The sequence below is a fragment of the Microcystis ichthyoblabe FBCC-A1114 genome (genome assembly GCF_050500245.1).
Lineage (GTDB): Bacteria > Cyanobacteriota > Cyanobacteriia > Cyanobacteriales > Microcystaceae > Microcystis > Microcystis ichthyoblabe_A.
The window spans coordinates 3,369,698-3,393,534 of the sequence record NZ_CP191408.1 but is presented as its reverse complement, the minus strand read 5'-3'; the positions used below and the strand labels follow the sequence as shown (position 1 = coordinate 3,393,534).

23 protein-coding genes, 3 pseudogenes and 1 other annotated feature are annotated in these 23,837 nt (G+C 40.9%); of the genes and pseudogenes, 10 read left to right on the top strand and 16 right to left on the bottom strand.

Annotation, left to right across the window (positions count from 1 at the left end; genetic code table 11):
- Window positions 1-11 precede the first annotated feature (11 nt).
- From ACQY1Y_RS16435 to ACQY1Y_RS16420, 4 genes and pseudogenes are all read right to left on the bottom strand, one after another.
- Window positions 12-938 carry a glycosyltransferase family 2 protein gene (locus tag ACQY1Y_RS16435; protein ID WP_430013155.1) on the bottom strand — a complete coding sequence of 309 codons (927 nt, stop codon included), beginning with the start codon at window positions 936-938 and terminating at the stop codon, window positions 12-14.
- A 15-nt stretch (window positions 939-953) separates the two neighbouring features.
- Entirely contained in the window at window positions 954-1,763 is an 810-nt protein-coding gene (locus ACQY1Y_RS16430) for a hypothetical protein (RefSeq protein ID WP_430013154.1), read from the bottom strand.
- 50 nt (window positions 1,764-1,813) lie between these two features.
- Window positions 1,814-1,954, bottom strand: a pseudogene (locus tag ACQY1Y_RS16425) (glycosyltransferase family 2 protein); the annotation flags it as partial.
- Window positions 1,955-2,049: 95 nt separating this feature from the next.
- Window positions 2,050-2,874 carry a Uma2 family endonuclease gene (locus ACQY1Y_RS16420; RefSeq protein WP_430013153.1) on the bottom strand — a complete coding sequence of 275 codons (825 nt, stop codon included), beginning with the start codon at window positions 2,872-2,874 and terminating at the stop codon, window positions 2,050-2,052.
- Window positions 2,875-3,141: 267 nt separating this feature from the next.
- Here ACQY1Y_RS16420 and ACQY1Y_RS16415 point away from each other — a divergent pair.
- The 3 genes and pseudogenes from ACQY1Y_RS16415 (at window position 3,142) to ACQY1Y_RS16405 (ending at window position 6,414) form a co-directional block, all read left to right on the top strand.
- A pseudogene (locus ACQY1Y_RS16415) lies at window positions 3,142-4,277 on the top strand (ISL3 family transposase).
- Between the two features lie 278 nt (window positions 4,278-4,555).
- Window positions 4,556-5,257, top strand: coding sequence for a DUF3120 domain-containing protein (locus ACQY1Y_RS16410; protein WP_002736983.1), 702 nt, complete (start codon window positions 4,556-4,558; stop codon window positions 5,255-5,257).
- Between the two features lie 122 nt (window positions 5,258-5,379).
- Window positions 5,380-6,414, top strand: coding sequence for an FHA domain-containing protein (locus ACQY1Y_RS16405; RefSeq protein ID WP_419894489.1), 1,035 nt, complete (start codon window positions 5,380-5,382; stop codon window positions 6,412-6,414).
- A 57-nt stretch (window positions 6,415-6,471) separates the two neighbouring features.
- On the opposite strand, the gene ACQY1Y_RS16400 is transcribed toward ACQY1Y_RS16405, so the two are convergent.
- The 5 genes from ACQY1Y_RS16400 to rplJ all read right to left on the bottom strand — a co-directional run bounded on the left by ACQY1Y_RS16400 (window position 6,472) and on the right by rplJ (window position 9,525).
- Window positions 6,472-7,464: a 30S ribosomal protein S1 gene (locus ACQY1Y_RS16400; RefSeq protein ID WP_002737013.1), complete on the bottom strand. Its 993-nt coding sequence runs from the start codon at window positions 7,462-7,464 to the stop codon at window positions 6,472-6,474.
- Between the two features lie 232 nt (window positions 7,465-7,696).
- Complete coding sequence (gene nrdR / locus ACQY1Y_RS16395) at window positions 7,697-8,212, bottom strand: transcriptional regulator NrdR (protein WP_002737459.1); 516 nt, start codon at window positions 8,210-8,212, stop codon at window positions 7,697-7,699.
- A gap of 127 nt (window positions 8,213-8,339) precedes the next feature.
- Window positions 8,340-8,435, bottom strand: a complete 96-nt coding sequence (locus ACQY1Y_RS16390) for a photosystem II reaction center protein T (protein WP_012267019.1) — start codon at window positions 8,433-8,435, stop codon at window positions 8,340-8,342.
- Window positions 8,436-8,539: 104 nt separating this feature from the next.
- Complete coding sequence (gene rplL / locus ACQY1Y_RS16385) at window positions 8,540-8,932, bottom strand: 50S ribosomal protein L7/L12 (protein WP_002736522.1); 393 nt, start codon at window positions 8,930-8,932, stop codon at window positions 8,540-8,542.
- 44 nt (window positions 8,933-8,976) lie between these two features.
- Window positions 8,977-9,525, bottom strand: coding sequence for a 50S ribosomal protein L10 (rplJ, locus tag ACQY1Y_RS16380; RefSeq protein WP_002737633.1), 549 nt, complete (start codon window positions 9,523-9,525; stop codon window positions 8,977-8,979).
- Window positions 9,526-9,623: 98 nt separating this feature from the next.
- Window positions 9,624-9,740, bottom strand: a sequence feature (ribosomal protein L10 leader region).
- 470 nt (window positions 9,741-10,210) lie between these two features.
- On the opposite strand from rplJ, the pseudogene ACQY1Y_RS16375 reads away from it, so the two are divergent.
- Both ACQY1Y_RS16375 and ureC read left to right on the top strand, forming a co-directional pair.
- Window positions 10,211-10,351, top strand: a pseudogene (locus ACQY1Y_RS16375) (polyphosphate kinase 2 family protein); the annotation flags it as partial.
- A gap of 81 nt (window positions 10,352-10,432) precedes the next feature.
- Window positions 10,433-12,142, top strand: a complete 1,710-nt coding sequence (gene ureC / locus ACQY1Y_RS16370) for an urease subunit alpha (RefSeq protein WP_002735350.1) — start codon at window positions 10,433-10,435, stop codon at window positions 12,140-12,142.
- A 56-nt stretch (window positions 12,143-12,198) separates the two neighbouring features.
- Here ureC and ACQY1Y_RS16365 read toward each other — a convergent pair whose 3' ends face one another.
- The 4 genes from ACQY1Y_RS16365 to ACQY1Y_RS16350 form a co-directional block, all read right to left on the bottom strand.
- The gene (locus tag ACQY1Y_RS16365) at window positions 12,199-12,534 is read right to left on the bottom strand and encodes a hypothetical protein (protein ID WP_430013152.1); all 336 of its coding nucleotides are present in this window, start codon (window positions 12,532-12,534) and stop codon (window positions 12,199-12,201) included.
- Between the two features lie 70 nt (window positions 12,535-12,604).
- Window positions 12,605-16,606: a tetratricopeptide repeat protein gene (locus tag ACQY1Y_RS16360; protein WP_430014688.1), complete on the bottom strand. Its 4,002-nt coding sequence runs from the start codon at window positions 16,604-16,606 to the stop codon at window positions 12,605-12,607.
- Window positions 16,607-16,889: 283 nt separating this feature from the next.
- Window positions 16,890-17,228: a XisI protein gene (locus ACQY1Y_RS16355; RefSeq protein ID WP_430013151.1), complete on the bottom strand. Its 339-nt coding sequence runs from the start codon at window positions 17,226-17,228 to the stop codon at window positions 16,890-16,892.
- Between the two features lie 161 nt (window positions 17,229-17,389).
- Window positions 17,390-18,478 (bottom strand): tetratricopeptide repeat protein, encoded by a 1,089-nt coding sequence (locus ACQY1Y_RS16350; protein WP_430013150.1) that lies wholly within the window; start codon window positions 18,476-18,478, stop codon window positions 17,390-17,392.
- 281 nt (window positions 18,479-18,759) lie between these two features.
- On the opposite strand from ACQY1Y_RS16350, the gene ACQY1Y_RS16345 reads away from it, so the two are divergent.
- Together ACQY1Y_RS16345 and ACQY1Y_RS16340 are read left to right on the top strand one after the other, a co-directional pair.
- The gene (locus ACQY1Y_RS16345; protein ID WP_002774376.1) at window positions 18,760-19,008 is read left to right on the top strand and encodes a DUF433 domain-containing protein; all 249 of its coding nucleotides are present in this window, start codon (window positions 18,760-18,762) and stop codon (window positions 19,006-19,008) included.
- Window positions 18,999-19,367: a DUF5615 family PIN-like protein gene (locus tag ACQY1Y_RS16340; RefSeq protein WP_002766989.1), complete on the top strand. Its 369-nt coding sequence runs from the start codon at window positions 18,999-19,001 to the stop codon at window positions 19,365-19,367. The genes ACQY1Y_RS16345 and ACQY1Y_RS16340 overlap by 10 nt, the downstream gene beginning before the upstream one ends.
- Window positions 19,368-19,505: 138 nt before the next feature.
- On the opposite strand, the gene ACQY1Y_RS16335 is transcribed toward ACQY1Y_RS16340, so the two are convergent.
- Together ACQY1Y_RS16335 and ACQY1Y_RS16330 are read right to left on the bottom strand one after the other, a co-directional pair.
- A complete protein-coding gene (locus tag ACQY1Y_RS16335) occupies window positions 19,506-19,835 on the bottom strand; it encodes a helix-turn-helix transcriptional regulator (RefSeq protein ID WP_016516765.1) in 330 nt (109 codons plus the stop codon).
- The gene (locus ACQY1Y_RS16330) at window positions 19,832-20,188 is read right to left on the bottom strand and encodes a type II toxin-antitoxin system RelE/ParE family toxin (protein WP_147068867.1); all 357 of its coding nucleotides are present in this window, start codon (window positions 20,186-20,188) and stop codon (window positions 19,832-19,834) included. Before ACQY1Y_RS16330 ends, ACQY1Y_RS16335 begins: the two co-directional genes overlap by 4 nt.
- A 197-nt stretch (window positions 20,189-20,385) precedes the next feature.
- Here ACQY1Y_RS16330 and ACQY1Y_RS16325 point away from each other — a divergent pair, with 197 nt between their 5' ends.
- The 3 genes from ACQY1Y_RS16325 (at window position 20,386) to ACQY1Y_RS16315 (ending at window position 22,283) form a co-directional block, all read left to right on the top strand.
- Window positions 20,386-21,243, top strand: a complete 858-nt coding sequence (locus ACQY1Y_RS16325; RefSeq protein WP_420065461.1) for an IS5-like element ISMae4 family transposase — start codon at window positions 20,386-20,388, stop codon at window positions 21,241-21,243.
- A gap of 378 nt (window positions 21,244-21,621) precedes the next feature.
- On the top strand, window positions 21,622-21,873 hold the full coding sequence (locus ACQY1Y_RS16320; protein ID WP_024970586.1) for a hypothetical protein: 252 nt from the start codon (window positions 21,622-21,624) through the stop codon (window positions 21,871-21,873).
- Window positions 21,870-22,283, top strand: a complete 414-nt coding sequence (locus ACQY1Y_RS16315) for a type II toxin-antitoxin system VapC family toxin (protein WP_430013149.1) — start codon at window positions 21,870-21,872, stop codon at window positions 22,281-22,283. Before ACQY1Y_RS16320 ends, ACQY1Y_RS16315 begins: the two co-directional genes overlap by 4 nt.
- A 15-nt stretch (window positions 22,284-22,298) precedes the next feature.
- Here ACQY1Y_RS16315 and ACQY1Y_RS16310 read toward each other — a convergent pair whose 3' ends face one another.
- Complete coding sequence (locus ACQY1Y_RS16310; RefSeq protein ID WP_430013148.1) at window positions 22,299-23,612, bottom strand: tetratricopeptide repeat protein; 1,314 nt, start codon at window positions 23,610-23,612, stop codon at window positions 22,299-22,301.
- Between the last annotated feature and the right edge of the window lie 225 nt (window positions 23,613-23,837).

Sequence of the window (23,837 nt, the reverse complement as noted above, 5' to 3'; positions counted from 1 at the left end):
TTCCGTTAGAATTACTTTGCTTTTGTTATAATTCGCTTCAATCTATTATTCAATCTGGTAAATAGACTTAGATTATAATCATTTCTTTGAATAAAATCATCTGCCTCAACATGACGCAGCAAAAATGGAGGATGTTTTAACGGAAAATTCATTTCTTTAACAGGAAGACTTGCCACTCTACTTTTACTACCAATTGTATGAGTGGCATCTTCACCAAAACCAATATTACTAACTAAATTTACATTGGGAAGGATTGTTAGACTATTCTGAATCCAACAGGCAAACGTCCATGGATAATCCCAAGTATCAACTTGATTATCATAAGCAGTTTGAAAAATCTTCGTCCAGTATTTGACAGCCTGAGTTTCTCCTAAAATAAACTCAAGCCAGTTACCATCACGAATTTCTTGCCATAGCTTCATTTTAACATCATAATATTGCCACGCTCTCCTCCAAGTTGCCCAACCCCAGATATGATTATAGCGAGAGAAATAGTAACTGTACTCCGTGCGCTTTCTGCCAAACTGAAAATTATCCCCCGAAATAGCCATAATTCGTTTATCATTTCTATAATAATCAAGCAAGTCTTGGCAAAAGCGAAAAAAACTAGGATGTGGCAAGCAGTCATCTTCAAGAATAATTGCTTCTTCAACTGTATGGAAAACCCAATCTAAACCACTCGACACCCGATTCTTACAACCTAAATTTAAATCAGAATAATTCGTCAATACCTCACAATCCCAATCAACTCCATCAATAATAGCACGAGCAGACTTACACTTTTCAACATCATCTGGTCTATCAGTAAGCGGACCGTCAGCAACTACTAATAACTTAGGCGGTTTCGCCTGACGGATAGCTTCAAATACCCTCGCCGTCGTGTCTGGTCGATTGAAAATTAGGAAGGCGACAGGAGTTGTTAATTGGAAATAATCCATTACTGTACTATCCTCTTAGTTATTTTTAATCAAAAAGTTACTTTTTTCTGGAAAATATTCTTTTATACAATAATTATACAAAAGAATATCATATTTATTATATTCGGCTATCAAATGATATGTAGATTCGGGCATGATATCATTGCATTTATAATCATATTGATTCAAATGAGGAACTTTTATTTTTGTCTGGCATGGTGGCGCGGCATTGTTTGAATTGTCTAAATTTATTTTATCTAAAAACACCAAGGCTGAGGACTCAAAATCTTCAAATAAACCAACAAAATACATTTTGTTTAAATTTTCAACAGCTTTGGCAAAAGAACTCGAATCGACTTCTTTCATCCTTCCAGAAATATACCTGCAAGCCATATTTCGCACCTCCCGGCAATTTTTGAAAAAATCTGGCATATCTTTTGAATATTTATGCCAGGGAATGTTGGAATTTCTTTGGCACATTTGAAAATAAGAAAAACATCTATTTATAGGATTTCTCAAAAAAACAACATATTTAAATCTTTCAGGCGGACATTTTATAGATATGGGTAAATGTTTACCCATACCAATAAAATTAGCCGAATAGTTAGACTTTTCTAATATATATCTTAAATAGGTTCCTCCTGTTTTCGGGATATGTACTATCCCTATTAACTCAGGATCAAAAGTATACTGATTATTGTGAACATCGATTATCCAATTATGAATATCAGGGGAAATATGAGTTCTCATTAGCTTATCAAAAGTATCGTAAAACTTTCTGGAGACTCTATTGTATATTAGAGTTTTCGCTATCTGTCTAACATCAATCTCGGTAAATCCTAACATCTTGACAATCTCTCCTCGGCTTAAATGGTGTAGTCCATAAACTATTGTAGTCTATCAGGACGCGGACCATCGGCAACCACTAATAACTTAGGTGGTTTCGCCTGACGAATGGCTTCAAACACCCTCGCCGTCGTGTCTGGTCGATTAAAAATCAGGAAGGCCACAGGAGTGGTCAGTTGGAAGTCAGTCATAGACGGATTTACTTTTAACTCGCAGCATCATAACCCAGCCTGACCAAATTGTCAACTCTAGGCTAGTGGGACTACCAAAATCCACCCAGACGAAGTCAGAGACTTTCAGGATTAATCCCCAATTCCCTGAGTTTAGCCGCCAATCGTTCGGCTTTTTCTTCGGCTGCCTCAGCTTGCTGTTGTGCTGCCTCAGCTTGCTGTTGTGCTGCCTCAGCTTGCTGTTGTGCTGCCTCAGCTTGCTGTTGTGCTGCCTCAGCTTGCTGTTGTGCTGCCTCAGCTTTCTGTTGTGCTTCCTCAGCCAACTCTCGCGGGGTTGGCAACAACATTCCATCTAAAGTCGCCCAGCGAATCCAGACGGTTGTTACCCCTCTATATTCTCCCTGCCAACGAACTAAAGCTAATCCCAAACGACCACTGATTAGCCATCCTTTCTCGTTGGGTTGCCGCGGTTCATATAGGCCATCAACTAAGACAAATTCGGCAAAATCTTCAGGATTAAAAGGATCGTACCAGAAATATTCAGGCACTCGTAACTTATCTTGATAAATCTGTTTTTTCTCAGTTTTGTCTATTTGAGTGGTACTTTCCGAGAGGAGTTCAATCACTACATCGGGGGCTTTTCCCTCCTCCCAAGTAACCCAACTTTTTCGCTCCCCTTTTGGTACACCTAAGACGGCAAAAAAATCAGGTCCTTTGAAGTCTTGATTTTTCAGTTGTGCTGTACTGAAATAGACAAACATATTGCCACTGGCATAACCATCTTCTCGTCGGTCTAGCCAAGGGGATATACTGTCTATTAACAGATCCATCTGCCATTTATGCCTTTGAGTTTCCATGGGTACTCCATCATCGCAGGGAAGTTCATCTTGGGTGGGTAATGCAGTTAACTGCATTGGTTGACTAAACGTCAGAGTTTCCATATTTCTGTCCTAGATTTTGGGTTTAGTTATGTAGATTTTCTAGATTTTTTGCCCTCTTTCAGGCAAATACTACTTTAATTGAGTAGCTACAGCAATTCTAAATGATTCGTGAACGGGCAAGGAGCTTAATACCATTGTTCAGCTGCTTATTGTCAAGGGTTTAGGGGATTACTATCTGTTCTATCACAATTCTAGACTAAGACGCATTGGCCTTTCTAGGTTCTGTGTGAGCATGGTATAATAGTAACACAGAACAGGAGGTGAGTTATGTGGATAAATTTTGATCAACTCCTCGATTTACCAAATGTAACAGTGGTCAATTATCAAAAAATTACTCAAACAATTTTCCTAAAGCTCGCTCTTTTAAATGAAACAATTGAATGCCCGAATTGCCATCAAACCTTGGACAGAATCAATCAGACAGAGTATAATCTAGTCAGAGATTTGTCAATATTAGGCAATCGAGTATATTTGGAAGTACCACGCCGCCAGTTTCATTGTCAAAAGTGCCAAAAGTATATCAGCGAAAGACTATGTTTTATGAGATTAAGACAGCATCAGACAATTCGCTATGAATCGATGATTTATGAGAGAGTAAAAAATTGTAGTATCGAAGAAATAAGTCGAGAAGAAGGGTTAGGATGGTCAGAAGTTCAGTTAATATTTAATCACTGTGCTAAAGAACTAGAAAAGGAAGAGTGGGAAGCACCAGAACGAATAAGCTTAGATGAATTTAGTAACTTAAAAGGACATAAAGATTTCATAACAACGGTCGTAGATCTGGACAAGAAAATTTTACTAGATGTGATTAAAGGACATAAGCAAGATGAATTGGGAATCCTTAAAAGCACAGCCAGAAACAGTTCGGGAGAAGGTGAAAGAAGTGAGCGTCGATATGTGGTCAGGATTTACAGCAGTGAGCAAGGAATTATTTCCCAATGCTAAAATCATCTATGATCGTTTTCATGTAATGGCTATCATCAATGACGAGCTTAATAAATTGAGAAAGTTAATGGGGGTGCATGAAAAAGGATTACCTCATTTATTATGGAAGAATAAAGAGGACTTAAAGCACGAGCAAAAACAACAACTAGAAGTTATCCTGAAAGAACATTCATGCTTGGGAATAGCCTGGGAAATGAAAGAAGAAATTAGACAAATTTATCAAAGTTGTAGAACGTTCAGAGGTGCTGAGAGAAAATTGGAAAAATGGATAAGAATAGGCGGGATATTATATCAAAGTAGTGCCAGTATGATCCAGAAGCATTTGCCTGGTATTTGTAATTACTTTGAAAATCATACAACCGACGGATTAATTGAGGGAATGAATACCAAAATAAAGCTTATTAAAAGAATAAGTTATGAATTTACCAATTAAGCTGTTTGCTTGCTTTAATTCATAACAAAAATTAACACACAAAAACCAAAAGAGCCAGCCGAAGCTTGCCCTGAGCTACGTCGAAGGGTATTGTCGTTAGGAAAAGCGCGATACTGCCCATAGAGGGGATGTAAAACCAAAAGCTGGGTGTAAAGTCCGTCTTGAGGCAATCCCCCGTGAAATAGGAAGCTCTCAACGACCTTGAGAGTAGTTCACTTTATCAAAATCTTCTAGAGGGGATATAGTGTAGAGAGAATGATGTATCTTAATATAAGTAAAGTTTCGTAACAATTCTGAAATCCTTTGCTCAACTCTACCCTAGTTCCCAGCAATCCCGATCGCCTGAAACCCCTAGTCCCCAACTGGGAAAAATGTCAATCCGTCTTTTGGACGGCAGCATTTCTGGTCTCGGTCCCCGTGTTCATGCAAGCGCCCCTAGTGCGCTACTATCCCGAAGTTAGCCTAGGTTTAACCTTTTTTTGGGTGGGGTTAGGGGTTTGGCTGCTCAAACAAGAAAAAATCAGTCTTTGGGGGGATTTACTTTTGGGCTTTAGTTGGAGTTGGTTAGCAGGTTCTCTCTACTGGGGTTGGTGGCGTTGGGAACCGTTGATCCATATTCCCATGGAAGCGATCGGGCTGCCCTTTGTTCTCTGGGGACTATACAAAGGTCGCGGCAAAGTGGGCAATCTTTTCTATCTGGGTTCTTTGTTAGGGACTGCCATCACCGATGTATATTTCTATCTAACGGGACTAATTCCCTACTGGCGACAATTAATGACCGTGGAACTAGACCCCAACCTAGTATCGCCGATATTTCATAACGCCTTGGCCCAAATTGAGACCCCCTGGGGCATCAGTTGGGCGATCGTGCTGCTCAACTTGCTCTTAGCGATCGGTATTTATCCTTTGCAAAAAAGGGTATGTCATTGGTGGGCATTTAGCGGAGCCGTATTGAGTACAATTTTAGTCGATGGTTTATTTTGGATTACCGCTTCTCTGGCTTAAGGGTTTTCCTAGCTAATTCCCGTTTCCATCTATTTACTTAGATAGATGAAAATGTGCGGAATCTTGCTATATGCTATATAATGTGTAGTTGCGACTGTCTATCTATTGCCGCTCATGTACCTGTGGATATACTGCCAAGAGAAAATCCCTATTTACTACTCCATACCGATAAGGGACAGCGTTTTTTCCCTCTCGTGGGGAGATCTTACTGGACAATCGGACGGGGCAAAGATAACGATATCGTGATTAAGGATCACTGTATCTCTCGCAATCACGCTATTTTACAATCCACGGAAACAGGAGATTTTTATCTGATCGATCTCGGTAGTCTCAATGGAACTTTTGTCAATGGCAGAAGGGTAGCTATTCCCGTGACTATCCATAACACAGATCAGATCACCTTTGGCAAAACCGAGGTGCAGTTCTATCGTGCTACTCCCACCAATGTAGGCAAGCAACCGCGCAATTTAGAATGGGACACCCCTACCTCCTCCGTCCATGAACGGCGCTTAACATCGGTGATGGTGGTGGATATGCGGAATTTTACGGCTTTAACTAGGCAATTAGACGAAAAAGTGCTTTCTTCTCTGATTGGCAGTTGGTTTCGCCATGCCGGGGGTATTGTCCGCAGTTCTGGCAGTTGGGTAGATAAATATATTGGTGATGCGATCATGGCCATCTGGTTTCACGGCCAACAGGAAGTCAATCAAGACGATATCCTGCAAATTTTCCAAGCAATTATACAACTACATAACATGACTCGCGCCTTAAGCGCACAATATCCCTTACCCTTTAAATTACGCATCGGTGCGGCGGTGAATACTGGTTATGCCATGGTCGGCAATACTGGCAGCGGTGAACATCCAGATTATACAGCGATCGGGGATACAGTCAACGCCGCTTTTCGTTTAGAGTCGGCCACTAAAGAAATAGGTAGGGATTTAGCCATCGGAGCCACTACCTACAGTCATCTCATCGGTTTACCCTATCTCCACCAAGCTTTCGAGCCACATACCGTCAGTCTGAAAGGATACGACGCTAAAACTATTACCTACGGAACCACTTTTGATCACTTGGATCGTTTCCTTGATGCCAATAGTAGTGAGGAGATGACTGGAATCACAGGATTTGCCAGCCGTGCTGGTTTTGGAGAATAAACACTGTCCACTTAAAACTCAAATCTGATCACTGATCACTGATAACTGATAACTGACCTACTCTTCGGTAGCGGCGAGAACTAAATCTTCCTCCTCCAAGGCGGGGGGAACTTCGATTTCTTCCACTACTTCCGAGACGGTCCGGCCTTCCGCTTCCGCTAGACGTTTTTCTCGGTATTTAATCGCCATTTCTTCCGCTTTTTCAAACACTAACGGGCGATTTTTGAGCATATCTCCCGGTTCTGGTTCTAATTGTTTAGTCGAGAGGGAAATGCGACCTCTTTCAGCATCGAGATCGATAATCATCACTTTTAACTCATCATTGACATTGAAAACCGTGTGGGGGGTGTCAATGTGATCGTGAGAGATTTCGGAAATATGCAGTAAACCACTGACTCCACCAATATCGATGAAAGCACCGTAGGGCTTAATTCCGCGCACGGAACCGATTACCACCTGTCCCACGGCTAAACCGTTCATCTTGCGTTCCACTAAAGCGCGACGATGACTTAAAACCAGACGGTTGCGATCCTCATCCACTTCTAAAAACTTTAAGGGCAATTCCTGACCGACTAAATCCTCTTTCGCCTCTCTGGTGCTAATGTGAGAACCGGGGATAAAGCCACGGAGACCTTCAATTCTGACTAATGCTCCACCACGGTTAGTGGCGAAAACATTCGATCGCACGGTAGCATCTTCTTTTTGCAATTGACGCACCCGTTCCCAAGCGCGCATATATTCGATGCGACGGATCGACAGGGTTAGCTGTCCATCTTCATTCTCGTCGGTAAGAATGAAAAATTCCCTGGTTTCGTTGGGTTGTAAAACTTCTTCGGGATTATCGACGCGGTTGATCGACATCTCCTGCACGGGGATAAAAGCGGCGGTTTTAGCACCGATATCGATGAGCGCTCCCCGGGGTTCCATGCTGAAAACAGTCCCGGCGACAACATCTCCCGGACTGAAATGATAATCGTATTTGTCTAGAAGGGCGGCAAAATCTTCATGGGTAAAGCCTATGTTTTTGTTTGCAGTTTTTTGGGTGGTCATGTACGTTGTTTGGGCCTCGGAATTTCCGTAGGTTTTTCCTCCTATGTGATGTACAGTTTCTAAATCAAGGAGATGCCTCCTAATTTAGTTTCTAGGTAGGGCCTAGGGGATGAACTGCCGCATCCGGCTTTCTTGCAGGCAATCCGCCTCAAGAATGACTTTTAAGAATCTAACCAGAGCTTGGGCTTGAAATAGCACAAGGGATCCTAATTATAACTGAATCGGGAACTATTTAAGACGAGGTGATCACGCTGGCTTCTTCCACTGGAGACCAAGAAGGATAGGCGCGTTCGATTTCGGAGGATTGCAGCAGCGCTAAAGCGGCGATAAAGTCTCTAATTCCCTGAAAATTGCCGTAAACCGAAGCAAAGCGCACATAGGCCACCTCCGATTCTTGCCGGAGATATTCTAGGACTAATTGACCGATCTCCTGACTTGTTACCTCCCGTTTTGAGTCTTGCTGCAGACGGGATTCGATATCATTGACGATCGCCTCTAATCTTGAGTGAGGAATGCCGGTTTTTTCGCAAGCGCGAACGATCCCTCGCAGCAGTTTGCAGCGATCAAAAGATTCCCGTTTACCATCTTTTTTAATCACCGTGATCGGCACGAATTCGATGCGCTCGTAGGTGGTGAACCGATATTTACACTGTAAGCATTCACGACGACGACGAATGCTCTGACCGTTTTCGGAGGAACGGGACTCTAAAACGCGACTATCGGTATGCTGACAATTAGGGCATTGCATAGGAGGCGCTCGGTGAGGGGAACCTTTAATTTAAGCCTTTAAATACGAAAACCAGAGCCGCTAACCTGCTTTTGACAAGCGGGCGGCTCAGGGAAGAAAATTATTAACCTAAACGGAGTTAAGAAATTTACTTTTGAATCCGGGGAGGTTCCCGGAAGGCAATGGCGAAGAAAATTACCGACAAAGCCATAGTTAAAACTAAAATGTAAGCGACGCTTTCCATGGTTAGACATCCTACAAGACTGCTATAACAATCCTATAGTATCAGGAAATGAGCTTTTCAGCTTGTCTGGGGATGTAATCTACATCCCCAGAATCAGTGGCAATCTATTTAACGCTAACTTTTGCCCCAGCATCTTCCAGTTTTTTCTTGATGGCGGCGGCATCATCTTTGTTAGTGCCTTCTTTAACCGCTTTGGGAGCGGCTTCTACTAGGTCTTTCGCTTCTTTGAGTCCCAAACCGGTCAATTCGCGTACCACCTTAAGGATAGCAATTTTCTTGTCGGCGGGAACTTCTTCGAGAACGACGTTAAATTCGGTTTGTTCTTCCACCGCTTCAGCAGCAGCCGCAGGAGCAGCCCCGGGGGCAGCCATAATTATGCCACCAGTTGGAGCGGCGGCACTAACTCCGAAGGTTTCTTCGATACCTTTGACTAATTCCGCAGCTTCTAAGAGGGTAAGAGTTTTGAGTTTTTCTAAGATTTCAGCTACAGCAGACATGGGTTAGACTCCTAATTGTTTGTAAGTGATTGATTGGCGCGGTATTAAGCCGCTTCTTTTTCTTCTTGACGGGCTACGGCATCGACGGCACGGGCCAAAGATGCGGGAACTTCGTTGATGCTGCGGGCCAGTTTGGTGGCAATGGCGTTGATTGCTCCAGCGGCCTGAGCGATTAACTGTTCTTTCGACGGTAAATCAGCGATCGCTTTGATCTGATCTTCTGTCAACAGTTGACCTTTTGTCCCTTCTTTGAGGACACCGCCGCGCAATTCGGTTTTTTTGCTTTCTTTTTTGAACTCTTGATAGGCCTTGAAAGCTCCACCGATGTCCTCTTTTACGAGCAGAAAGGCGGATGTTCCCGATAAAAGGCTTTTCATCGGTTCCCAGCCACTATCTTCAGCGATCGCCAAGCCCATCAAAGTATTTTTGGTGACTTTACAAATCGTTCCCGTGGGGCGCAATTTGCGGCGTAGATTGCTGATTTCAGCGACGGTTAAACCTTGATAGTCGATGACCATCGTTAATTGAGCTTCGCTCAGGGAGGTTTTTAATTCTTCTAGAATTACTCCCTTGCTTTCTCTGCTTCTCCCCATCCCTTGTTCACCTCCTGTATGCGGGGGACCGGTTCCACAGGCACAAAAATAACCCCTTGTAGCGCCGGGGTTGAGTGGAGAGAATCAGTTCAGGCACGACCAAGACAGAAAAAATCTCTCTTTAGTCTTTTTGGCTGCTGTTTTCTCGCTTTGACCTCGGCAGGGTATTTAAGCTGTTTCGCACCTGCTGTCTTTGGCTTAAGCCAGTCCCCTATTATAACACTATTGCGGAATTTATGTCAAGCACCACCAGGGAGCGGGCAGGGGCAAAATCCTGACGAGTAGAACAGGCATCCTCGTTGAACGCCAAGTCTAAAACCCAAACCTCTTTATTTAAGCGGCACAAACTATAGCGTTTTTCAGTCTGCTGAGGTACAAAAGTTATGGGTTTTAGGCAAAAGGCAAGAGGCCAAGGGACTTGCGTGGGAATAATATCCCAGCCAGAAAATCGCTCTGTAGAAGAATAAGACCAGCCCTAAATGGTACATTATCAAAGCGCAAGTCCCCAAAGGCAAAAGGGAAGAAAAATAGATGTACCTCACTAGCTTAGGAAACGCTATATCTCAATTATAAAAAACGGGGTCTATACTGATAGTTTCTTCAGCAAAATAGTCCCAAAAGTCTTTCCGGTAAACACTTCATGATTCTATAGACAAAAATTATCACACAAAGTCGAGAAGAACCCAAATGGTTTACCCGTTTAGCTGTGGGGGCAGTTATTTATCACACCCTCGAATCCCTCGGTTTACGATATCCCACCGTCACCGAAGAACATCACCAAGCTTTACTGAAAGCCAAAGAAATCCTGGAAAATGAGCCAGATTAAAAATGGAAAAAAATCCCCAAAAAGCGATGATTGCCGGAAAATCGATCGTATAATCAATCTCGATTTTCAAGAATTCCCCCTATGAATTATCGCATCGATCGCCGCACCTATGCTGAAACCTACGGCCCCACCGTCGGAGATAAAGTTCGCCTGGCAGACACGGAATTATTTATCGAAGTCGAAAAAGATTTCACCACCTACGGCGATGAGGTAAAATTCGGCGGCGGTAAAGTAATTCGCGATGGGATGGGCCAATCCCCCATTTCTAGGGAAGATGGGGCGGTAGATCTAGTGATTACTAATGCCTTAATTCTCGACTGGTGGGGCATCGTTAAGGCCGATGTGGGCATTAAAGACGGCAAAATTTATAAAATCGGTAAAGCCGGCAATCCCCACATTCAAGATAATGTCGATATTATTATCGGTCCTGCTACCGAGGCATTAGCCGGGGAGGGGATGATTTTGACGGCAGGGGGGATTGATGCCCATATTCATTTTATCTGTCCCCAACAAATTGAGACAGCGATTGCGTCGGGGATTACCACGATGATTGGTGGCGGGACCGGACCTGCAACGGGAACTAATGCCACCACCTGCACCCCGGGAGAATGGAACATCTATCGAATGCTAGAGGCCGCCGAAGCTTTCCCGATGAATTTGGGTTTTTTGGGTAAAGGCAATAGCAGTCAGCCGGAAGGACTAGCGGAACAGGTAAAAGCGGGGGTAATTGGCTTAAAACTCCATGAAGATTGGGGAACCACTCCGGCAGCCATTGATACCTGTTTAAGCGTGGCCGATAAGTACGATGTGCAGGTGGCGATTCATACCGATACTCTCAATGAGGCCGGTTTTGTTGAGGCCACTATCGCCGCTTTTAAAAATCGCGTCATTCACACCTACCACACGGAAGGGGCCGGCGGTGGTCATGCTCCCGATATTATCAGGGTTTGCGGGGAAATGAACGTTTTACCCTCCTCTACTAACCCCACCCGTCCCTATACGACGAATACCTTAGAGGAACACCTTGATATGTTGATGGTTTGTCATCATTTAGACCGGAGTATTCCCGAAGATGTGGCCTTTGCTGAATCCCGCATCCGCCGAGAGACTATTGCTGCCGAGGATATTCTCCACGATTTAGGGGCTTTTAGCATCATTTCCTCCGATTCTCAAGCTATGGGACGGGTGGGGGAAGTAATTATCCGCACTTGGCAAACTGCCCACAAAATGCGGGTACAACGGGGCAGACTGACCGGGGAAACGGGAGAGAATGATAATCTGCGGGCAAGACGATATATTGCTAAATATACGATTAATCCTGCTATTACCCATGGTGTCTCCGATTATGTCGGTTCCATCGAGGTGGGCAAATTAGCCGACTTGGTTCTCTGGAAACCGGCATTTTTTGGCGTAAAACCGGAAATTGTCCTGAAAGGCGGTTTAATCGCCTGGGCGCAAATGGGCGATGCTAATGCCAGTATTCCCACACCGCAACCGGTTTATATGCGTCCCATGTTTGCCTCTTTTGGTGGTGCGATCGCCAAAACTTCCTTGACATTTGTTTCTAAATATGCTATGAAAGCGGGCATCCCTGAGAAGTTAAAGCTGAAAAAAACCGCCGTGGCAGTGTCGAATACGCGCAATATCAGTAAGGCTAGTATGAAGCTAAATGACGCTTTACCGCGCATGGAAGTTAATCCCGAAACCTACGAGGTGCGTGCTGACGGGGAATTATTAATCTGTGAACCCGCTACGGTTTTACCTATGGCCCAGCGCTATTTCCTATTTTGAATTCGATTTCAGGAAACGGGTTTTTTGAAAAAATCCGTTTTCTTTTTGAATCACAGTTAAGGATTAGTAGGAAAATTTGGGAAAAATAACTTAACCAATCCTGCCATTAGTGCAGTAACAATAGCAACAAAGATGGTTCGATTAGTAAATTCCAAGTTATCTAGTCGTTTATTCACGCCTGTTAATTCTCCTTTAATATTTGCTATGTCAACTCTTAAGTTATTCACCTCTTCAGATAGCTTGTCTATTTTGCCATTAAGTTGTTCAGATAATCTGTCTATTTTGCCATTAAGTTGTTCAGATGACTTGTCTATTTTGTCATTAACTTCTTTGAATTGTCCTACAATAAAGTCTTTTAATTCTTTGAGGTCGTTTTCTGTAAATGTTGCCATTGTGTGACTCTCCTAGTAATTGTTTGTGATACCAATAATTTTACCCCTAAGTTTAACTCCTAACCCTTAATCAGTCAAATTGCATCGAAGTTGCATCACCAGAAGGAATAAAACTTGCCCAATAAAAAGGATGTTTTTGCTTCTCACCCTTGAGCATTCCTAGTTGAATTTGTCGTAAAGCTTCACTGCGTCCTTCTCCTTTTTGTAAGCGTCCATAATAGGCGACCATTAAATCTTTAGTCGCGTCATCAGATACTTTCCAAAGGCTAATTAATTGGCTTTCACTACCTGCTATAACTAAAGCGCGGCGCAATCCATAAACTCCCTGACCGATTTTAATATCTCCTCTCCCCGTATCGCAAGCGGAAAGCACAACTAATTTGGTTCCGACTAAGTTTAAATTGGTAGTTTCTAAAGCAGTTAAAACCCCATCATCTCCTGCACTTTGACCGATTTTAACTCCTGCTAAAACTAACCCAGAACGCAATAAAGGATTCTCAAGCACATTGCTTTCTGGTTTAAAAAAACCATGAGTAGCGATGTGGAGAATATTCGGTTTTTTAACTTGTTTGACGGCGTTTTCTGTGGCTTGATAACCCGTTAAAACAGTGGATTGAGGTAAGATATTTTTAATCGCTTTAGCTTCTTGTTCTGTACCCGGAAGACCGGGAAAAGTAAACTCAGACAGGTCTATGGAACGAGTGAGAGCGACTTTTTCCCCTGCTTTACCATAGAAAGGATCAGCTACAATAAGCGGAGATTGTTGACTAGCAAATTTATCTTTAAGGCGCAGTAAATCCCGTCCAGAAGTGAGATAAGTAATATGATAATTTTCCACTAAGTATTGATTATTTTCATCTACTAAAGCTTCAAAGGGAATTAAATTAAGTGCAGCATCAGGAGAAAGCAGAATTGTTTTAGTATTGCCTAATAATTGACGGATAGGCTGCATCAATGTCTCATCAAGTTGACGCGCTGATTTTTGCAGTTGAGGGAGAGGAGTTTGTGCGTCTGCAAGATTGTCACGGAAGTAAATTAATTTGTCGTCAATCGGTTTAGCTTCCCCTAAATCCTTGGCTTTGATGTCACCATTGGGATAGAGAATATAAACAGCATAGCGAGGGATGCCAAAACTATCATTTTTAGGATTATAAGGTTGATAGCGGACTATTTCAACTAAAGCAGCATCAGCAGGGATTAGCTTTTGAATACCTTCGAGGGTAATGGGTTGGGATAAGTTACGAAATTCGGCACTACGAACACCGATTTTACCCTCTATTTCTTTTGCTTTTTCGGTAACTTCGTTAATTTGTTGACGGTAAATTTCTGCTGAGGGAAAATCATCAGGCTTTTTAAAAGTTAGGTTAGATAGTTGAGTCCGAACTTCAATCAGTTGAGTTAATAATTGTTGACTTTCGAGGTCATCAGTACGTTGTCGGAGAATTTGTAAGCTATTGGTTGAAACATCTAAAATTCGTCCTTTACGTTCTAAGATAGTTTTCAAGGCGAGACGGGTTGCTTCTGGGTTATTGGGTGCAGCTTGAAGATTGAGGGAAATCACCCCATTAGTCGTCCCTGAAACCTTTGCCATATAATCTTGTTTTTGCTTGTCATCCCCCATTTTTAGATTTTCTGAGAGGTTGTATTCTTGTACTGCAAGTCCTTGGCTGAGATAATTAATTGCTTGAGGAATATCATCTTGAGACTGGTAAAATACAGCCAAATTGTTGAGACTGGTAGCAGTATCGGGATGGTTGTCTCCTAATCGTTGTTTGCTGATAGCTAAAGCTTGTTTGTAGAGGGGTTCGGCTTCGCTGTATCTTCCTTGAGACTGGTAAAGTGCAGCCAAATTGTTGAGACTGGTGGCGGTAGAGGGATGGTTGTCTCCTAATTGTGCTTTATGGATAGCTAAAGCTTGTTGGTAGAAGGGTTCTGCTTCGGCATATTTTTCTTTAAATAAGTAAAGTGAGGATAAATTGTTGAGACTTTGTGCGGTATCGGGATGGTTGTCTCCTAATTGTTGTTTCCTGATAGCTAAAGCTTGTTTGTAAAGGGGTTCGGCTTCGCTGTATCTTCCTTGGGACTCGTAAAGTCCTGCCAAGTTATTGAGACTTAGTGCGGTATCGGGATGGTTGTCTCCTAATTGTTGTTTATAGATAGCTAAAGCCTGTTTGTAGAGGGGTTCTGCTTCGCTGTATCTTCCTTGGGACTCGTAAAGTCCTGCCAAGTTATTGAGACTTAGTGCGGTATCGGGATGGTTGTCTCCTAATTGTTGTTTATAGATAGCTAAAGCCTGTTTGTAGAGGGGTTCTGCTTCGCTGTATCTTCCTTGGGACTCGTAAAGTCCTGCCAAGTTATTGAGACTTAGTGCGGTATCGGGATGGTTGTCTCCTAATTGTTGTTTCTTGATAGCTAAAGCTTGTTTGTAGAGGGGTTCTGCTTCACTGTATCTTCCTTGGGACTCGTAAAGTCCTGCCAAGTTATTGAGACTGGCGGCAGTATCGGGATGATTGTCTCCTAATTGTTGTTTGATGATAGCTAAAGCTTGTTGGTAGAGGGGTTCGGCTTCACTGTATCTTCCTTGGGACTCGTAAAGTCCTGCCAAATTTCCGAGACTTCGTGCAGTATCGGGATGGTTGTCTCCTAATTGTTGTTTGAAGATAGCTAAGGCTTGTTTGAAGAGGGGTTCGGCTTCGCTATATCTTCCTTGAACTCTGTAAAGTGCAGCCAAATTGTTGAGACTGGTGGCGGTATCGGGATGGTTGTCTCCTAATTGTTGTTTGCTGATAGCTAAGTCTTCTTTTAAAAGGGGTTCGGCTTCACTGTATCTTCCTTGAGAATAGTAAAGTATTGCCAAATTGTTGAGACTTAGTGCGGTATCGGGATGGTTGTCTCCTAATTGTTGTTTGCTGATAGCTAAGGCTTGTTTGAAGAGGGGTTCGGCTTCGCTATATCTTCCTTGAACTCTGTAAAGTGCAGCCAAATTGTTGAGACTGGTGGCGGTATCGGGATGGTTGTCTCCTAATTGTTGTTTCTTGATAGCTAAAGCTTGTTTGTAGAGGGGTTCGGCTTCGCTATATCTTCCTTGAACTCTGTAAAGTGCAGCCAAATTGTTGAGACTGGTGGCGGTATCGGGATGGTTGTCTCCTAATTGTTGTTTCTTGATAGCTAAAGCTTGTTTGTAGAGGGGTTCGGCTTCGCTATATCTTCCTTGAACTCTGTAAAGTGCAGCCAAATTGTTGAGACTGGTGGCGGTATCGGGATGGTTGTCTCCTAATTGTTGTTTCTTGATAGCTAAAGCTTGTTTGTAGAGGGGTTCTGCTTCGCTGTATCTTCCTTGGGACTCGTAAAGTCCTGCCAAATTGTTGAGACTGGTGGCGGTATCGGGATGGTTGTCTCCTAATTGTTGTTTGCTGATAGCTAAGTCTTCTTTTAAAAGGGGTTCGGCTTCACTGTATCTTCCTTGAGAATAGTAAAGTAATGCCAAATTGTTGAGACTGGTGGCGGTAAGGGGATGGTTGTCTCCTAATTGTTGTTTCCTGATAGCTAAAGCCTGTTTGTAGAGGGGTTCGGCTTCGCTGTATCTTCCTTGAACTCTGTAAAGTCCTGCCAAATTGTTGAGACTGGTGGCGGTATCGGGATGGTTGTCTCCTAATTGTTGTTTCCAGATAGCTAAAGCCTGTTTGTAGAGGGGTTCGGCTTCGCTGTATCTTCCTTGAGACTGGTAAAGTAATGCCAAATTGTTGAGACTGACGGCAGTATCGGGATGGTTATCTCCTAATTGTTGTTTCCTGATAGCTAAAGCCTGTTTGTAGAGGGGTTCGGCTTCGCTGTATCTTCCTTGAGAATCGTAAAGGAATGCCAAATTGTTGAGACTTTGTGCAGTTAGGGGATGGTTGTCTCCTAATTGTTGTTTATAGATAGCTAAAGCCTGTTCTGCTAGGGGAATCGCCTCGTTATATTTCCCCTGCTGATACAATTGAATAACTTGCTGAGTTAGCCTCTCTGCTTCGGCTAATTTATCTTGCGGTGAAACCTGAGAAATCACCTGTCCCACCGTTGGGTTTAACATGACTCCCGATAATCCCATCATCCCGGTAATGACGACAACCGCTATCCCTGATTTGATTGATACTTTCATTGGTTTTTTATCCCTAGAGTTTATTGATAGGCAAAAACATTAACTTGAATAGATTTGTCGGGTTGAGCCTTTCGCTGTAGTAAAATTCTGATTTTTTCTGCCGTTTCACTACTAAAAACAACCTCACCACAGTTATAACATTACTTTAAGGCAGAGCCTTAGATATTGTGTTCCAAGGCAAAGCCTTGGAACAAGGGGACAAGGAGAATTTGTTTTAAGTACCATAATTAGTATAAGGCCGTTTATAGGGTGGTTGCAGTCCCAAAACAATATCCTCCCTCTTAACACCCATTGAAATTAAATCTTCTGCTGGATTCAATTCCGTTAAATTTTGTTGTAGCCAAATCTTATTATCACGAATATCAAAATGAACAATCGAGCGGTAAACTCGTTTTAAACCTTCCCATCCTACATTCATCCACTGATAATGATTCCGTTCCACATCAAATATTAATTGTACTTCTACGTCTTCACTGGTAACATCTTCTGCTACATAGCGACTTAACAAATTTTGCACTGCTTGACGATATTTTATGAGTTTATCTTTATCCATTGTGTAATTACCTCCGTACAAAAGTAGTAGCCATTATCCATAATTTATAGTAATTTCAAATAAGTTGTAGGGGCGAAGCATTCGGATAAGAAATCTACGGTTTCAGCGATAGGTTATTGCCCGAATGCTTCGCCCCTACGGGAGTGCTATAACTTCCATCCTTACTCCCTCTTTAAAATTTCATTAATTGTTTTAGCCAATTCCTGAACCTGCGAAGTATCCCCTAACTGATTATAAGTCCCCTTCGCCTTAGTTAACCACTGTATCGCCTCATCCTTATTTCCCAAGAGACGATAAGCTATTCCTAAACCCGCTTGTATCTCCGCTTGCACTGACAAATTCTGCGTATTTGTTGCCAGTTTTAACGCTTTTTCATAAGGTTTTTTTGCCAACTGAGGCAACCCTATCTTAAGGTAAGTATCCCCTAACAGTTGATAAACCGTAGCAACCTGACTATTTTGCTTCACCAATCCTTCTAATACCTCAACCGCATCCCCATACAACTCATAACCTCGATAGAGATGCGCTAAAACTAACCCTGCTTCCTCTGGGGATAATTGCTGCTGTTGAACAGCTTTAACAGCATCTAAAACCGTTTTCTTCGTCTGTTCATCTAATACTGTAAACCCGACGTTTTCATCATCACGTCTAGAAGACGCACCATTATCAGCTTTTATTGTTACTCGATATCGCTTTCCTGCTTTCAGAGGAGGTTCACCGGGATAGACTATTTCAGTTTTATTTGTCTGCGTTTCCCAATTAACCCCATCTATTTTGATAGTATAATTAGTTGCACCCGGAACAGCATTCCACCGCAGTCGAGGACGATTGGTAATAATATTCGTTTCACGAGGAGTAATTAGATAAGGTAATTTTGCTAAAACTTTCTCTTTATTTCCTGTTGGACGGAGGGTTGTATTATTAATATTGGGAAGTGAAATCACAGGATTTCCCCGAGGACAGCCATTAGAAACAATATACTTTCCTGTTTTAACCGTCCACTGCTTGAGATTACTACAATAAACCTTAACGGAAGCGTTGGCTGCTACTTCTAAATTATCATCAAAACTGAGGGTAAGTCCGACAGAAGCAGGAAGGGTTTTTTTCCATTGTGGTTTTTTAACGGTAACTTTACCTTTTACCTCAAAAATCGTATTAACTCCAACAGTGTTGCTAAAAGTCGCCGCCGGAAATCCTACCGTAATTAATATCAGGGAAATGGGGGTAAAGAGTTTGAGAAATTTATTCATGGGTTGAATCAATTGGGGTTTGGCTTTAATTAGGTTCGTTGTTGGACTTTAGTCATAATACGGTGCGATTTCAGAAAACGGGTTTTTAAAAAAAACCGTTTTCTCGTCTACTTGTTATACTACTACAGACCAAAACCGCACCATTCCCTAATCTTCCCTATGGGGTTGGAGACAAGCTTTGCACCCTCACTGAAGGAGTAATTTCCCACTTCCGCTCGCAACTATAGAATTAGCTATAATAAAATTACCACAGGTATCATCTTCATATTTCTGGAAACTATATGACCTTAAAACAATTAGACCGAATTACTTTTAACTCCAAAATTATGGCAGGTCAAGCCTGTATTCGAGGAATGCGTATTCCTGTTTCTTTAATTCTTAATCTACTTGCTAACGAAAAGCCGATAGAGGAAATATTAGAGGAATACCCTGACCTAGAAAGAGAAGATATTCACCAATGTTTATTATATGCTTCTTGGTTAGCCAGAGAACAAGTTCATTATTTTGAATTAATCGAGCAATGGAGATAGAGTTTCTAGCCGATATGGGGATTTCTCTGCGTACAGTCTCATGGTTAAGAGAACAAGGTTATGATGTCGTTCATCTTCGAGATGAAGGCTTACAAACTTTATCTGATCAGGAAATTCTTGCCAAAGCAAAAAGAGAAAAGCGGATAATTTTAACTGTCGATCTAGATTTTTCTCAACTTCTCGCTATTAGTGGTGATAATTTACCAAGTGTCATCCTATTCCGTTTAGGCAATGAAAACTACAATCTAATTAATCAGCGTTTAACTATAGTTTTACGAGATTGTACAAAAGCATTAAAGACGGGAGCAATTGTGTCAGTGACAGATCGTATTTTTCGGATTAGACTTTTACCAATTTAAGATTTTTGCTTTATAGCGTTCATGGAGTCTTCCCGTTAATTCCATCTTAAATATTGTGTTCCAAAAGCGAACACCTTTATTATTGAGTACAAATTATAACATTGGCAAATAATCTCCCTGTCCTCTGTGTCTCTGTGGTTAATTACACTTCGTTTCTGAATAGTCACCAATAATTATAGGTTCTTTGTTGGGAATTTTGACAATAATTTCGACAGTTCCACCTAAGGCGTTAACTACTTCGCGCAGTGTATTTAGCTCTAGATTTTGCTCTTGTTTAAGGTTAGGTACTATTGATTGCTGTACTTCAAGATGCTCTGCCAATTCTGATAAAGATAAACCTAGTTTTTCCTGCAAATACTTAAGCGTAAGTTCCTCCAGATAAATTTGGGAAGCTCTTGCTTTAATAATTGCTTGTCGTTCTCCACAAAGTTTATTAAATTCTTCCGAGAAGTTGGTATATTCTTTCATGACTTTTCTTCCTTAAGTTTTTCCAGATATTTTTGATAACGTTGATCTGCTATAGGAATATTTTCTTTGTACCATCTTTTGTTACCTGACTTGTTCCCCCCAACAAGTAAAATTGCTTGTCGATGAGGATCAAAGGCAAATAAAACACGCCAAGGTTCACCTTTATACTGAATACGAAGCTCTTTCATATTCTTAAAAGAAGCTCCTTCAATGGTATCAACTCGTGGTCTCCCCAGTGCTGGTCCAAGTTTCATCAATACAGTTAAAACAGCAAATATTTCATTTTGAAGTCCCTGTTCTTGTTGATAAAACCAGAACCTAAAATCTGGATCAAATATAATATTCCATTCCATAACTATAATATAGTCTGTACATAAAATAATGTCAAGCTTTCAGTTAAACATTCGGCTCTCTTGCCATCATCATTAGACCTCTTGCATAATTTTTTTATGGTATAATATAAGGTTTTGCTTTTTTCTCAATTCTTAGATTGAAGTGGAAAAAAGAATAAAATGTGATCTTAGGTCAGGAAATCATCTATAATTTTGCTATGTTTATTAGCAAAATTATGGATTATCAAAACTTATCAGATGAACAATTCAAACGCCGTTTCGGTGTGTACAAACAAACATATAGAAAGATGGTAGAATCAGTAAAAAGTGTTGAAGCCGACTCTAATTCACCATCTAAAAGGGGACCGAAACCTAAACTATCTATAGAAGAACAAGTTTTAGTAACGTTAGAATATTGGCGAGAATATAGAACATATTTTCACATTGGTACAAGCTGGGAACTATCAGAATCAACTATATGTCGGATTGTAAATAAGACGGAAAAAATGCTTTTACAATCGGGAAACTTCCGTTTAAAAGGAAAAAAAGCTTTACTCAATCAAGCAGAGATACCGGTCGTAACGGTAATGGATGTGACGGAAACTCCCATTGAACGCCCCCAAAAGAAACAGAAAGATTTTTTTTCGGGTAAAAGAGGTTATCATACTTTAAAATCCCAATTAGTAGCTGATCAAAATACCGAGGAAATTATCTGTGTCTTTTGTGGGAAAGGTAGAGGTCATGATTTTAGTTTATTTAAAAAAAGTCGAGTTCGTTTTCATCCTTTAACTACCAGCATAGAAGACAGTGGTTATCAGGGAATAGCTGCATACCATAGTAATAGTTATACACCGAAAAAGAAATCGAAAAATAGAAAATTAACAGAGTTAGAAAAAGAGTATAACAAGGCTTTAGCCAAAGAAAGGATTATCATTGAACATATAAATAGGAAACTCAAAATCTTTAAAATCTTATCCTGTAAATATCGGAATCGTCGTCGAAGATATAGTTTAAGAGTTAACTTGTTGGCGGCTATTTATAACTGTGAGTTAGGGATAGGTATAGCAGCTTCTTAAAAGTTGCCTAAAGATTAATCAAGTCAAGGAGAATTTATTCTCAATTTTTATAATTGAGATAGTTTGTGCCGCTTAAATAAAGAGGTTTTGATAACCAAATTAAAGCAGCTCTAAAGAGTTTTGAGTTAAAAGTTAAACTTCAAGTTTTCATTCAGGACGAATGTACTGATTAACTAATTTTTTGGGGAAAATTAGTTAACCCATCATTATAACATATAATTAATTTGCAAGAGTTCTATTATAAATTATAACATCGGTGAATAATCTCTGTGTTCTTTGTGTCTCTGTGGTTAATTACCCTCGATAATCTCCGTACCTCGCTCCAACTCGAAAATGCTATGATAAAAGTAACCTATTATCACTAAGGAACCTTTAATCATGACTAACTTAAACAATCATTCAACCTCTAACACATCCGAAGAGCCTGAGTTATCAATGGAAGAACTCGATGCTAAATGGGATGCACTAGAAAATGACCCTGAATTTCGCAAAAAACCTTTTTGGCAAAGAATTGTTGAGATTGGTAAAGTTGTTCCCCAATCAGAATGGCGAAAACACTTACCTACAGACTTTGCGCGTAATTTTGAACACTATATGTACGGCGCACCGAGAGAAGATGAGGAAGAATGAGAACAATTTTCTTAGATACATCCTATTTACAGGCTCTTGCTGATTTTGGCGATAATCTTAATCCATTAGCTACAGCTATGACAGGACGACTCCGTAACTTTAGAGGTGTTACCAGTGAAATGGTTCTCACAGAATTACTCAATGCTTTATGCAGTAGAGGGGAATTTTTGCGTAAATCAGCTATTCGTCTAACTCATGATTTACGCAATGACAGCAAAACCATAATCATTCCCCAAACCAGTGAACAATTTCAGCAGGCTTTTGATTTTTATCAAAGACGATTAGATAAAGGATACAGTTTAACTGATTGTGCTTCAATGCAGATTATGAGACAACTGGAAATCGATGAAATATTAACCTTTGATAAGCATTTTCAGCAAGAAGGATTTGGCGCATTACTCAGAGAATAGTCACTAAACTTTACTTCACTTCAATTTTTTCCTCGCTTCATATAACCATTGCTCCTCCTCTGTGTTAATTTCCCTCCCTTCGGCTAATTTAAGACATTTACGCCAATTTTCCTGAGATAATTTCTTGTCTTCTTTTTCTAAAAGTTGAGCATAAATACAAAAAGCAGCACCGGGATTGCGGATAAATTTCTGATAAGCTGGATTTTCAGCGATACCAATAGCAACTAAAAGATTAGGAACTGTATCTTCACTGCGATTTTGCTTAAATCTGGCCCAGCCTAGATTTTTATAAATACTATATTTTTGTACTGCTAAATTGCGTTTCTCCTCTTCAGTAAATTGGTCTAGTTTTTCATCTTTTTCTGCTAATAATCTCTTGGCTTTTTCCAGTAACTCTACCGCTTCTGCATTCTTATTATCTCGCAGATACCAATAAGCGAGATTATTATAAGCATCTATAAAACCACCTTTTGCTGCAATTAAATAGTGTTTCTTCCCATTAGTCAAATCCTGTAACTCTTCATAAAGTGTTGCCAACTTATAATGAGCATCTAAATTATCTGGATCTAACTCAATCGCTTTTAAATACTTCTCTTCTGCTAAGGCTAAATTGGGAAGTTCTTGACTTGCTGGCGGAGGAGATTGTAAATGGCTTCCTTCTTGCTTATAAAACTCAGAAAACCAAGAGAAATTTAGATAAATTCCCAAGAGAAAAGCAAAGACTATTACTGTTACAGAAAACTGTATTTCTTCATACCAATGTTCAGCAATCCCAAGAAATTTCATTAACTTAACAAAACCCTTCTGGCGCGTCCGTGTGAGAGCATTTTCAGTTTGTAATAAAGAAATGAAAGTCGAAAAAATAACACCCCCTATTTCTGGCAAACCTGAACCACCACTAAGAAACCGAGTAGCAATCGTTCCGATTAATGTAAAATTAACCCCTAATAAAACCAGTTTACCGATTCTCCATAGCCAATCAAAGCGATTGCAAGGATGCAGAGATTCTCTACTTTCTAAATGCCACCACCAAGCCTGAGCAGACATAGGTAAAGTCTCCCGATATTCAGCTAAGTCAATAACTTGAGTAATTTTGTAACTCTTCTGTTTTAATCTATTATCTTGTTCGATTAATTTTGACCACATATCAACCGAAATTTCCGCCTCGGCTTCCATTCGTTTCTGAAGAGCATCTCTGGCGGTAATAATTTCTAAAGCCTGTGCTTTTTTCAGAGATTTATTATGAGAAGTATCTAAATAATTTAGAGCATTCTGGTAACGCTCTAAAGCAACTTGAAAGGGTGTCGGCACAGGTGCAGGAGAATTCATATTATACTAAATCCGTTGAGCATAGGTTACTTATAAGGACAGGCAAAAGGCAAGAGGCAAAAGGCAAAAGGGGGAATAAATAATCAGTTTTTAATAACCAGATTTAGTATTATACAATCCTAAAAGTTTAGTTTCTTTCACTGTTTGAGGGTAAAAAATACTCCAGCAAAACTGGCTGCTGATACTAAATCCTGTTTAAAAAGTATAGGAAAGTGGGAAGATGGG

Coding starts and splice junctions, on each gene's coding strand:
- ACQY1Y_RS16420 (WP_430013153.1), bottom strand. CDS start 2,874: ATGGAAACTCTGACGTTTAGTCAACCAATGCAGTTAACTGCATTACCC.
- ACQY1Y_RS16350 (WP_430013150.1), bottom strand. CDS start 18,478: ATGAATAAATTTCTCAAACTCTTTACCCCCATTTCCCTGATATTAATT.
- ureC (WP_002735350.1), top strand. CDS start 10,433: ATGAATTATCGCATCGATCGCCGCACCTATGCTGAAACCTACGGCCCC.
- ACQY1Y_RS16320 (WP_024970586.1), top strand. CDS start 21,622: ATGACTAACTTAAACAATCATTCAACCTCTAACACATCCGAAGAGCCT.
- ACQY1Y_RS16330 (WP_147068867.1), bottom strand. CDS start 20,188: ATGGAATGGAATATTATATTTGATCCAGATTTTAGGTTCTGGTTTTAT.
- ACQY1Y_RS16340 (WP_002766989.1), top strand. CDS start 18,999: ATGGAGATAGAGTTTCTAGCCGATATGGGGATTTCTCTGCGTACAGTC.
- ACQY1Y_RS16365 (WP_430013152.1), bottom strand. CDS start 12,534: ATGGCAACATTTACAGAAAACGACCTCAAAGAATTAAAAGACTTTATT.
- ACQY1Y_RS16325 (WP_420065461.1), top strand. CDS start 20,386: ATGTTTATTAGCAAAATTATGGATTATCAAAACTTATCAGATGAACAA.
- ACQY1Y_RS16355 (WP_430013151.1), bottom strand. CDS start 17,228: ATGGATAAAGATAAACTCATAAAATATCGTCAAGCAGTGCAAAATTTG.
- nrdR (WP_002737459.1), bottom strand. CDS start 8,212: ATGCAATGCCCTAATTGTCAGCATACCGATAGTCGCGTTTTAGAGTCC.
- ACQY1Y_RS16335 (WP_016516765.1), bottom strand. CDS start 19,835: ATGAAAGAATATACCAACTTCTCGGAAGAATTTAATAAACTTTGTGGA.
- ACQY1Y_RS16360 (WP_430014688.1), bottom strand. CDS start 16,606: ATGTTAAACCCAACGGTGGGACAGGTGATTTCTCAGGTTTCACCGCAA.
- rplJ (WP_002737633.1), bottom strand. CDS start 9,525: ATGGGGAGAAGCAGAGAAAGCAAGGGAGTAATTCTAGAAGAATTAAAA.
- ACQY1Y_RS16400 (WP_002737013.1), bottom strand. CDS start 7,464: ATGACCACCCAAAAAACTGCAAACAAAAACATAGGCTTTACCCATGAA.
- ACQY1Y_RS16310 (WP_430013148.1), bottom strand. CDS start 23,612: ATGAATTCTCCTGCACCTGTGCCGACACCCTTTCAAGTTGCTTTAGAG.
- ACQY1Y_RS16390 (WP_012267019.1), bottom strand. CDS start 8,435: ATGGAAAGCGTCGCTTACATTTTAGTTTTAACTATGGCTTTGTCGGTA.
- ACQY1Y_RS16430 (WP_430013154.1), bottom strand. CDS start 1,763: ATGTTAGGATTTACCGAGATTGATGTTAGACAGATAGCGAAAACTCTA.
- ACQY1Y_RS16435 (WP_430013155.1), bottom strand. CDS start 938: ATGGATTATTTCCAATTAACAACTCCTGTCGCCTTCCTAATTTTCAAT.
- rplL (WP_002736522.1), bottom strand. CDS start 8,932: ATGTCTGCTGTAGCTGAAATCTTAGAAAAACTCAAAACTCTTACCCTC.
- ACQY1Y_RS16315 (WP_430013149.1), top strand. CDS start 21,870: ATGAGAACAATTTTCTTAGATACATCCTATTTACAGGCTCTTGCTGAT.
- ACQY1Y_RS16345 (WP_002774376.1), top strand. CDS start 18,760: ATGACCTTAAAACAATTAGACCGAATTACTTTTAACTCCAAAATTATG.